Source organism: Cryobacterium sp. 10I1 (assembly GCF_035019805.1).
GTDB lineage: Bacteria > Actinomycetota > Actinomycetes > Actinomycetales > Microbacteriaceae > Cryobacterium > Cryobacterium glucosi.
Map to the genome: position 1 here is coordinate 1 of NZ_JASJVF010000122.1, position 9,849 is coordinate 9,849.

Annotated in this window: 13 protein-coding genes; 12 read left to right on the forward strand and 1 reads right to left on the reverse strand. The window is 69.2% G+C overall.

Going from position 1 to position 9,849, the window contains the following annotated elements; all coding sequences use genetic code 11:
- Positions 1 to 41 precede the first annotated feature (41 nt).
- From QN345_RS11440 to QN345_RS11475, 8 genes are all read left to right on the forward strand, one after another.
- Entirely contained in the window at positions 42 to 131 is a 90-nt protein-coding gene (locus tag QN345_RS11440; RefSeq protein WP_323508668.1) for a hypothetical protein, read from the forward strand.
- On the forward strand, positions 128 to 670 hold the full coding sequence (gene tsaE / locus QN345_RS11445; RefSeq protein ID WP_134449924.1) for a tRNA (adenosine(37)-N6)-threonylcarbamoyltransferase complex ATPase subunit type 1 TsaE: 543 nt from the start codon (positions 128 to 130) through the stop codon (positions 668 to 670). Before QN345_RS11440 ends, tsaE begins: the two co-directional genes overlap by 4 nt.
- 9 nt (positions 671 to 679) lie before the next feature.
- On the forward strand, positions 680 to 1,312 hold the full coding sequence (gene tsaB, locus QN345_RS11450) for a tRNA (adenosine(37)-N6)-threonylcarbamoyltransferase complex dimerization subunit type 1 TsaB (RefSeq protein ID WP_134449925.1): 633 nt from the start codon (positions 680 to 682) through the stop codon (positions 1,310 to 1,312).
- Positions 1,313 to 1,852: a ribosomal protein S18-alanine N-acetyltransferase gene (gene rimI / locus QN345_RS11455; protein WP_166787419.1), complete on the forward strand. Its 540-nt coding sequence runs from the start codon at positions 1,313 to 1,315 to the stop codon at positions 1,850 to 1,852. It abuts the gene before it with no gap.
- Positions 1,849 to 2,916 (forward strand): tRNA (adenosine(37)-N6)-threonylcarbamoyltransferase complex transferase subunit TsaD, encoded by a 1,068-nt coding sequence (tsaD, locus tag QN345_RS11460; protein WP_322188422.1) that lies wholly within the window; start codon positions 1,849 to 1,851, stop codon positions 2,914 to 2,916. The genes rimI and tsaD overlap by 4 nt, the downstream gene beginning before the upstream one ends.
- A 143-nt stretch (positions 2,917 to 3,059) precedes the next feature.
- On the forward strand, positions 3,060 to 3,536 hold the full coding sequence (locus tag QN345_RS11465) for a DUF4190 domain-containing protein (RefSeq protein WP_166791056.1): 477 nt from the start codon (positions 3,060 to 3,062) through the stop codon (positions 3,534 to 3,536).
- 85 nt (positions 3,537 to 3,621) lie between these two features.
- Positions 3,622 to 4,203, forward strand: a complete 582-nt coding sequence (locus QN345_RS11470) for a hypothetical protein (RefSeq protein WP_322188420.1) — start codon at positions 3,622 to 3,624, stop codon at positions 4,201 to 4,203.
- 51 nt (positions 4,204 to 4,254) lie between these two features.
- Complete coding sequence (locus QN345_RS11475) at positions 4,255 to 4,662, forward strand: hypothetical protein (RefSeq protein ID WP_134449929.1); 408 nt, start codon at positions 4,255 to 4,257, stop codon at positions 4,660 to 4,662.
- Positions 4,663 to 4,708: 46 nt separating this feature from the next.
- On the opposite strand, the gene QN345_RS11480 is transcribed toward QN345_RS11475, so the two are convergent.
- Entirely contained in the window at positions 4,709 to 5,923 is a 1,215-nt protein-coding gene (locus QN345_RS11480; protein WP_322188418.1) for a class I SAM-dependent methyltransferase, read from the reverse strand.
- Between the two features lie 150 nt (positions 5,924 to 6,073).
- Between QN345_RS11480 and groES the strand changes: the two genes are divergently transcribed.
- From groES to QN345_RS11500, 4 genes are all read left to right on the forward strand, one after another.
- Complete coding sequence (groES, locus tag QN345_RS11485) at positions 6,074 to 6,370, forward strand: co-chaperone GroES (RefSeq protein ID WP_092339382.1); 297 nt, start codon at positions 6,074 to 6,076, stop codon at positions 6,368 to 6,370.
- A 161-nt stretch (positions 6,371 to 6,531) separates the two neighbouring features.
- The gene (gene rarD, locus QN345_RS11490) at positions 6,532 to 7,461 is read left to right on the forward strand and encodes an EamA family transporter RarD (protein WP_134449931.1); all 930 of its coding nucleotides are present in this window, start codon (positions 6,532 to 6,534) and stop codon (positions 7,459 to 7,461) included.
- Between the two features lie 43 nt (positions 7,462 to 7,504).
- The gene (locus QN345_RS11495; protein ID WP_134557991.1) at positions 7,505 to 8,266 is read left to right on the forward strand and encodes a hypothetical protein; all 762 of its coding nucleotides are present in this window, start codon (positions 7,505 to 7,507) and stop codon (positions 8,264 to 8,266) included.
- Positions 8,267 to 8,452: 186 nt separating this feature from the next.
- Positions 8,453 to 9,787, forward strand: a complete 1,335-nt coding sequence (locus QN345_RS11500; RefSeq protein WP_134449933.1) for an ABC transporter substrate-binding protein — start codon at positions 8,453 to 8,455, stop codon at positions 9,785 to 9,787.
- Positions 9,788 to 9,849: the final 62 nt, after the last annotated feature.

Genomic DNA, 9,849 nt, shown 5'->3' on the forward strand with positions numbered 1-9,849 from the left:
CCGCCTGCCAGCTGCGGACCATAGCGGATGCCGCCGGCACGATCAACTACGAGATCGTCACCCGGATCGGGCACCGCGTTCCGCGCAGCTACCGGGCTGTCCTCAGCGAGAGCGGGGAGCCCGCGCGATGAACCGCCGGGTGATCCCCGACGCCGCTGCGATGCACTCCTGGGGTGTCCGCGTCGCCGCTGAGCTCCGCGCGGGCGACCTGCTCGTACTGACCGGTCCGCTCGGCGCGGGCAAGACCACCTTCACCCGCGGCCTCGGCGTCGGACTCGGGGTACGCGGCGCGGTGACGAGCCCGACCTTCGTGCTCGCCCGCACACACCCGAGCCTCGTCGGCGGCCCGCCGCTCGTGCACGTCGACGCCTACCGGCTGCAGGGCGCGATGGAACTCGACGACCTCGACATCGACTTCGAGCATTCCGTCGTCGTGGTCGAGTGGGGCCGCGGGCTGCTCGATGGGGTCGCGGACTCGTGGCTCGACATCGAGATCGAGCGGCCGACGGGCGCATTGCAGACCGGGCCGGCGGGCGCGGCCGGCTCCGCCCGGGCATCCGCCGCACCCGGCCTGGACCTCGACGTCGACCTCGACGAGCCGCGCACCGTCACCATCACCGGGTTCGGCCCCCGCTGGGCCGCGTTCGAGGGCGCATGGCCCGGGGAATAGGCTGAACAGGTGCTTCTCGCCATCGATACCTCCGCCGGAACCAGCGTCGCGGTCGTCGACGGGGTCCGCGGCGTGCTCGCGGACATCGACACCGCAGACACCATGCGCCACGCGGAGTTGATCGGCAGACTCATCGCAGAGTGCCTCGACCGGGCGAACGTGCGGGTCGCCGACCTCACCGGTGTCGTCGGCGGCATGGGCCCTGGCCCATTCACCGGTCTCCGCGTCGGCATCGCCGCTGCCCGCGTCTTCGCTCTCGGCGCCGGCCTGCCCTTCCTCCCCGTGATCAGCCACGACGCCATCGCCCTGAGCCGCTTTCGGGCCGGCCACACCGGCGGCCTCGTCGTCGTGACCGACGCCCGCCGGCGCGAGGTGAACTGGTCGGCATACAGCGGGGCGGATGCCGCCGGCCTGCCCGTACGCCTCGCCGCGCCAGGGGTGGCGAAACCGGCCGTCCTGCTCGAGCCCGACTGGGTCTACGCGGGCCTGGTCCGCGCGGACGCCGTGACCGTTCCGGCCGCCGACCTCGGCAGGGTCGCCGAACTGCTGCTGGCCAACGACCGTGCCTTCGCGACCGACGCCGCCTTCTACCTTCGATCGCCCGACGTCACCCTCTCCAACGGTCCGAAACGGGTGAGCTGAGTGACCTGGCAGCTGCGCCGCGCCCACGCGGGCGACCTCGACGGCATCATGGCCCTCGAGACCCGCCTCTTCGAGAACGACGCCTGGTCCGCGGAGGGCATGCTCCGGGACGTGACCGACCCGGACTGCTACTACCTCGTCGCGGTCCCGCCGGACGAACCCGACCGCATCGAGGCATACGCGGGGCTGCTCGCGCCGCGCGGGGCGCTCGAGGGCGACATCCAGACCATTGCCGTCACCGAGACGGCCCGCCGGCACGGTCTCGGCGGCACCCTCGTGCAGAGCCTCGTCACCGAGGCCCGCAAGCGAGGCATCCGCGAGGTGTTCCTCGAGGTCCGCGCCGACAACCCCGGCGCCCAGCGGGTCTACCTCCGGCTCGGCTTCGAGGAGATCGGTGTGCGCCGCGGCTACTACCAGCCGGACAACGTCGACGCGCTCGTGATGCGACTCGCAGTGCCGCCCGCGGAGGCGGCGCTCGCCGCGCCCGACCCGGTGCAGTCCCCGACCGACCCGACGGATGCCGCGGAGGCGACCGAATGAACCGCGACAACCCCCTGGTGCTCGGCATCGAAACCTCCTGTGACGAAACCGGCATCGGGATCGTCCGCGGAAGCCGGCTGCTCTCCAACACGATCGCCTCATCGATGGATGAGCACGCCCGGTACGGCGGCGTCGTACCCGAGGTCGCGGCGCGCGCCCACCTCGAGGAGCTCGTCCCGATGATCCGGGCGGCGACCGAGGACGCGGGCATCCGCCTCGAGGACGTCGACGCGATCGCCGTCACCTACGGCCCCGGCCTGTCCGGCGCGCTCATGGTCGGCGTCGGCGCCGCGAAAGCACTCGCGATCGCCCTCGGCAAGCCGATCTACGCGGTCAACCACCTCGTCGGCCACGTCGGTGCCGACGTACTCCAGACCGACGCCGATCCGGGCACGGAGCCCCTCGAATACCCGACGATCGCCCTCCTCGTCTCCGGAGGGCACACCTCGCTCCTCCTCGTGCGCGACCTCGTGTCCGACGTCGAACTGCTCGGCGAGACCATCGACGACGCGGCGGGGGAGGCCTTCGACAAGGTCGCCCGCATCCTCGGCCTGCCATACCCCGGCGGCCCGCAGATCGACCGCGTCGCGCTCGGCGGCGATCCGGCGTACATCCGCTTCCCCCGCGGCCTCAGCCATCACAAGGACATGGAACACCACCGCTACGATTTCTCCTTCTCCGGGCTGAAGACCTCGGTCGCCCGCTGGGTCGAGCAGACCCGCGACGCGGGGGAGACCGTGCCGCTCGCGGACGTCGCGGCGAGCTTCCGCGAGGCCGTCATCGACATCCTGCTCACCAAGGCCGTCGCCGCGTGCACAGACCTCGGGGTGCCGCGACTTCTCCTCGGCGGCGGGGTGATCGCGAACGCGCGGCTCCGCGAGCTCGCCGTCGAGCGAACGGATGCAGCAGGCATCGCCCTGCGCATCCCGCCGCTTTCGCTGTGCACCGACAACGGCGCCATGATCGCCGCGCTCGGCGCCCAGCTGATCATCGCGGGTCACGAGCCGTCCACCCTCGACTTCGGTGCGGATTCAACGCTCCCTGCTTCCGTCATCCAGGGCTGAAAACCGCGTCCCATCTCCGGTTCCTATGCATCCGCGATACGCTGGACGCAACAGACATGGCGCGTCATGGGCGTTGACACCCGTTCAATGAGGGTGCAACTATGGCACCGCCAGCTGATCGAAGCCCAAAGGAGCCGTTAGTCATGACCGACCCGAACCAGCCTCCGGTAACCCCGCCCCCGGTGAACCAGCCCCCGATCTACCAGGCGCCCGCCGCGCCCGAATACCAGGCACCCGCCGCGCCGGCGTACCAGGCACCTGCCGCCCCTGCGTATGGCGCACCGGACACGTACGGTCAGCAGCAGTACGGCCAGCAGCAGCAGCAGTACGGCCAGCCGCAGGCGTACGGCCAGCAGGCCTACGGCCAGCCCCTCGCCCAGGACAAGTACAACGTCCTCGCGATCGTGTCGCTCGTGTCGGCGTTCTTCGTCTCTCTCGCCGCGATCATCACCGGCCACATCGCCCTCAGCCAGATCAAGAAGACCGGAGAAAAGGGCCGCGGGCTCGCCATCGCCGGCCTCGTTCTCGGCTACCTGGGCATTGTCGCCGGCATCATCGGCGCGATCCTCTTCATCGTGCTGATCAGCACGGCCTCGACCAACGGGTACTCCAGCTACTGACCCACTGGATCGTCCCTGCCGGCCTGTCGTCACGACTGACCTGCCATCACCGTTGACCCGTCAATGAAGTGGAAAGGAACAGCTCATGAGTGATCTGAACGCCCCTGGTGCCTCGGGAATCCCTCCGGTTCCCGAGGTTCCGCAGGTGCCCGACGTGCCGCACGTGCCCGAGGTTCCCGAGGTCCCGCAGATTCCGCGCGGCGAGTCCACCGTGGCCGCTGCAGGGCCGCCCGGAACGCAGCCCGTGGCATCCGGCGGCGATGGGTTCGCCGGTCCGCCGTTCACGGATCCTCCGACCGCCGGTCCAGCGCCCGGCGGTCCTGCCTCCGCCGGACCGCCGTCGCCCGGTTACGGGTATCCGTACCCGCCCGCCCCGGGGACGCAGGCTCCGACCCGCCAGCCGCTGCTCAGCATCCTCTCGCTTGTCGCAGGTGTCGTCGGACTGCTGGGCCTCCCGATCGCCTTCATCCCCTTCGTCGGCGGGGTGCTCACCCTGCTGCTGCCGGCCGCGGCCATCGTGCTCGGGGCGCTCGGTCGCACGAAGGAACCGCGCGCACGTGCCCTGTGGCTCACCGGCCTGATCACGGGCATCGTCGGCGTCGCCCTTTCCCTGCTGAGCATCGTCGTCTGGATCATCGTCTTCGCAAGCATGCCGAGTACCTACTAATATCGCTGAGAGCCCGTTCCCCGGGCGAAGTGAACGGACCGGGAGGCCGCAGTGACGGATGCACGACGTCCCACCGCCGGTGACGACCTCCGCTTCGAACTGACGCGCCCGCCGGAGGAGGTCACCGGCGAACTCGACTACGCGTCGACCGTCACCGCTCCCACCGAATGGGTGCCGTACGTCTACACCGAGTCCGAGCTGCGCGCCCTTGCGCGCAGGCGCGCCCGCTCTCTCGCCTCTCTCTTCTTCGGCGCCGTCGGCCTCGCCGGCGCCGTCTTCGTGGTCTGGACCGCGCCGCTCTCGCTCGCGGCCGTCGTGCTCGCCGTCTGGGCGAGCCGCACCGAACGCGCGGCCGTCGCGATCTGGGCCTGGGGCCTCGGCACCGGTCTCGCGGGCCTCGTCATCGCCGCCGGCTGGATCGTGCTGATCAGCCAGGGCATCAGCCCCATCCCGCACTGAGCTCCCGGCGTTGAGTGCCCGGCGCTGGGTGCCCGGCGCTGAGTGCTCAGCGCGGCGGCTGCACCCGCTCCACGAGCAGAGCGAGCCTGTGGCCGCCCGCCCGGGTGAGCACGAGAGTGGCGGACTCGGACCCGTGCAGCTTCAGCCGGGTGCGCAGCACGGCCGGGTCAACGTCCACGCCGCGCTTCTTGATCTCGAGAGTCCCGATCTGACGCTCCTTGAGCGCGAGCCGGAGTTTCTTCTCGTCCACCGGCAGCGACTCGAGCACCCGGAACGCCGTCGCGAACGGGGTCTCGTGCAACGACTCTGAGCTCAGGTATGCGATGCCCTCCCCGAGCATCAGCGCGTCCATGCTGCGGGCCAGGTCGCCGATCAGCCGCGCCCGGATCACGGCGCCATCCGGCTCATACAGGTAGCTCCCGGGCACGCCCGCCTCTCCGGGCACGGTCTCGACATCCGGACTGTCCGCGGCCGCGGTCAGCTCGTGCCGGCCGTCCCTGCCCAGGAGCAGGGCCGAACGGCGGATGCCCTCGCGAGCGAGAACGCCGAACCAGAGTCCCATCTCCACGAGCTTTCCGTCCACGGACACCCACTGCGCTTCCGCGGCGGCGGGAATGGCGTCACGGTCGTGACCCGGACCGAGCTTCACTCCGATCGGCATCCGCTCGCTCAGTCCGAAGACGAAGTCGAGGTTCGGCGAATAATCCTCCGGGCGGGTCAGCCGGGAGGTATTGCTGTGACCGGCCGTACGGCGGGCCGGGTCGAGCCAGGCAGCGTCGAAGCCGGTGAGGTCGAAGGTCTCCGCGTCGCCGTGCACGACGGCGGCATTGTCGAAGGGGGCGAGGTTGTAGCTCGCGACCGTGGCCGTGACCTCGTCCGTGTCCACGGCGGTCACCTGGATGTCGAGCGCGGCGAGGGCCATCGAGTCGCTGCCGATCCCGCTGCCGAGATCGGCGACCCGGTTCAGTCCGGCAGCGGCGAACCGGCCGGCGTGCAGCGCGGCGACGTTCAGGCGGGTGGCCTGTTCGAGACCGGCCTCAGTGAAGAGCATCCGCCCGGCGAAGTCGCCGAACTTGGCCACGGCCTTCGCCCGCAGCCGCGATTGGCCGAGCACCGCGGTCACGAGTCCCTGAGGATGGCCGGCCTTCCGCAGGTCGCTCACCAGCCGAACCACATCGGAGGCGTTGTCCCAGGGCGGAAGCGAGTCCAGCAGGCGCAGCCCCTCGGGGGACAACAGGTCAACAAGCTCGGAGCGTTCCATTGTCCAAACGATATCAAGCCATGGCCGCCGCGCCCGGAACGCCCGAGTCTGGCACTCACGTTGCGTGAGTGCCAGAAGCGCCCTAAACTCGCTGTTAGCACTCTCGCTGTGAGTCTGCCAACCAAGTCTTAGCTAAGAAAGAGGTCAACCGTGTCGGTCTCCATCAAGCCGCTCGAGGATCGCATCGTCATCAAGCAGGTCGACGCCGAGCAGACCACCGCATCAGGTCTGGTCATCCCTGACACTGCCAAGGAAAAGCCCCAGGAGGGCGAAGTTGTCGCCGTCGGCCCCGGCCGCATCGACGACAACGGCAACCGCATCCCGCTCGACATTGCCGTGGGCGACAAGGTCATCTACTCCAAGTACGGCGGAACCGAGGTCAAGTTCGGTGGCGACGACCTCCTCGTCCTCTCCGCACGCGACGTGCTCGCCGTCGTCGTCCGCTAGGGATTCGTTCCAGGCGCCACGCACGACCGCAGTACACGTACGAACAACACAAAATCCCGGATGGCCTGATCATCCGGGATTTTGTGTTGCCAGGTCCGCCCGAGCGCGGCCCGCACCACCCAACACGTCCAGGCAGGGCACGCCCGCGAAGGGGAATCGTTGTGAGCAGGACACGGAGCCAGTCGGCCGAACCGACCAGCGGACTCGCCTTCGCGATCTCCGCGTACGGCCTCTGGGGCCTGCTCCCGCTCTTCTTCCTGCTGCTGCACCCGACGGGACCCTTCGAGGTCGTGGCCTGGCGCGTGCTCTTCTCCCTGGTCTTCTGCCTCGCCCTAATCACCGTCACCCGTGGCTGGCCCGCCCTGCTCACAGTCCTCCGCCGCCCGAAGACGGTCTGGGTGATGGGCCTGGCCGGCCTCCTGATCTTCGTCAACTGGCAGACCTACGTCTTCGCGACGCTGACCGGGCACGTGGTCGAGGCCGCCCTGGGCTACTTCATGAACCCGATCGTCACGGTGCTGCTGGGCGTCTTCGTTCTGCACGAGCGGTTGCGGCGCATCCAGTGGATCGCGGTCGCGATCAGCGCGGCCGCTGTGCTCGTGCTGACGCTCGGCTACGGGGCACTCCCGTGGATCTCGCTCGTCCTCGCCCTGTCCTTCGGGTTCTACGGGCTGATCAAGAAGAACGTCGGACCCGGCGTCGGCGCGCTCACCGGCCTCACCCTCGAGACCGCCTGGCTGATGCCGATCGCGGTCGCGGAACTCCTCATCGTGGGCGCCGTCACCGGGCTCACCTTCGGCACCGTGTCGCCGTGGCACACCGTCGGCCTCGTCTCAACGGGCGTCGTGACGGCCGTCCCGCTGCTGTTCTTCGCAGCCGCCGCCCGCCGCCTGCCGCTCAGCCTGCTCGGCCTCGTGCAGTTCGTCGCACCGGTGCTGCAGTTCCTCGTCGGGGTCTTCATCCTCGGCGAGCCGATGCCGCCGGAGCGCTGGGTCGGCTTCGGGCTCGTCTGGGTCGCGCTCGTGATCCTCACGGCCGACATGGTCGTCACCGGACGCGCCCCGCGGCGAGCATCCCCCGAACCCCTCTGACCGGCGATACGCTCGGAGCATCCCACCTGTGAAAGGACCACGGATGCCCTTTCCAGCTCTGAACGTCACCTCGCGACCCCGGGGGCTCACGTCTGCCGGTCTCGCGCTCACCGTCGTCGCCGCGCTGCTGCTTTCCGGGTGCACCGCAGGGGACGCCCCCGTCGTCGTGACCAGCACTCCGACCGTCGCCGCGACGGTCGCGCCGACCGGCGACGGCACGCTCCTGATCGGCACGCTGTTCCCGATGACCGGGGAAGCGGGAGCCGCAGTGACCGGCGCCGCTCAGGTCGCCGGCACCGAGCTGGCCGCCCGCGAGATCCTTGAGCAGGCCGTGCCCGGCACTCTGCCGATCCAGCTCGTGCATCGGAACTCGACGGGGAACGTCGCGGCCGCGGTTGCCGACCTGGTGGCGCGACACGTTGACCTCGTTCTCTGGGACGCGACGAGTGCGGTGCCCGCTGATGTCACGGCATCCGTCGCCGCAGCGGGCATCGCCCTGCTGCCTCTGAACGACTTCACGAACGGCGGCACTCCGCTCGCAGCAGACGAGGCCTTCGCAGTGCGCCTGCGCACCTCGGACCCCGGGCTCGCCGACACCGCCGGAGGCGGGGAAGCCTTCGACGGGGTGGTGCTCGCGGCCCTCGCCGCGAGGGAGGCAGGCGACGACGGCGGGCCCTCGATCGCCCCGGCGCTCGACCGGGTCAGCCACGGCGACGCGGTGTGCGCATCCTGGGCATCCTGCATCACCGCCCTCGGTGAGAAGAAGCAGATCGCATACCAGGGCGTGACCGGGCGACGCTCCTAGTACAGCACCTCGTCCGACGGCGTCCCCCAGAGCAGGTGCCGGTGGTGTCACGAATCGCTAACGATGTTCTCTTTGCGCGGCAAGAAAACATCCTCGAAACAAAGTGATCCTAGGTTGGAGCCTAATAACGCGAGTGGGCCTCACCCGGAGGCGTACTTACGCGTGCAAGATGAAAGGGTACCCAGGATGATTAAATCCAAGCACGCCCTCCGGACCGCCATCGTGGCGGGAGCAGGCGTCATCGCCGTCATGCTCTCCGGTTGTGCATCCGGCGGCGGTTCAACCGCTACCACGACCTCGGCTGCGGCCGCGTCCTCGTACACCGACGCAGCTTGTGCGAGCGGAGCGTCCACGGACAAGTCGCTGGTCGTCGGCTCGATCCTCCCGATCACCGGTAGCCTCGCCTATCTCAACCCGCCGGAACTCGCCGGCGTCGGCCTCGCCGTCTCCGACATCAACGCCGCCGGCGGCGTCGACGGCAAGGACGCCTGCGTCCTGGCCACCGACTCCGGTGACAGCACGGACCTGACGATCTCGACCGCGTCCGCCCAGAAGCTCATCGCGGCCAAGGTATCCGTCGCGATCGGCGCCGCGTCCTCGAGCGTTTCGCTCAACGTCGTCGACTCCTTCGCCTCCGCCAAGATCGTCCAGATCTCCCCGGCCAACACCTCGGCCAAGCTCAGCGGCTACGGTCCGTTCTACTTCCGTACCGCACCGCCGGACTCGGTCCAGGGTTCCGCGCTCGGCCAGCTCATCACGGGTGACGGCAACGCCAAGGTCGCCTTCCTCGTCTTCAACGACTCCTACGGCACCGGCCTCCGCGACTTCACGCAGGCCAGCGTCGAAGCCTCCGGCGGAACCGTCGTCTATGGCGGCAAGGGCAACGGCCAGGAATTCCCCCCCGGCCAGACCACGTTCTCGTCCGAGGTGACCGCTGCGAAGGCGACCAACCCTGACGCGATCGTCATCCTCGCCTTCGACGAGACCAAGTCGATCATCCCCGAGCTCAAGGCCCAGGGCGTCGACCTCTCCAAGGTCTACCTGTCCGACGGCAACACCGCCGACTACAGCAAGGACTTCGAAGCCGGCACGCTGACCAGCGCACAGGGCACGATCCCCGGCGCATACCCGGCTGATGACTTCAAGGCCAAGCTCGTCTCCTGGTACAAGGACACCCAGAACGCAGCTCTCGGAGACTTCTCCTACGCTCCTGAGGCCTACGACGCGACCACCCTCTCCGCCCTCGCGGCGCTGAAGGCCAAGTCCACCGTCTCCGCCGACATCCAGGCGCAGCTCGCGGCCGTTTCCGGCGCGAGTGGCAAGGGCACCAAGTGCAAGAGCTACGCCGAGTGTGCACCGCTTGTCACCGCCGGAACGGACATCCAGTACGTCGGACAGTCCGGCGTCGGCCCGTTCAACTCGCACAACGAGCCGTCGAGCGCCTTCATCGGCATCTACAAGTTCGACAAGGACAACAAGCCGGTCTGGCAGTCCGCCATCGAAGGACAGACCTCCTACTAGCAGGAGAGTGCTGATCGTCGGCTGAGGCCGGACGAACACAGGGAGCGGGGTCGGGCGAAAGC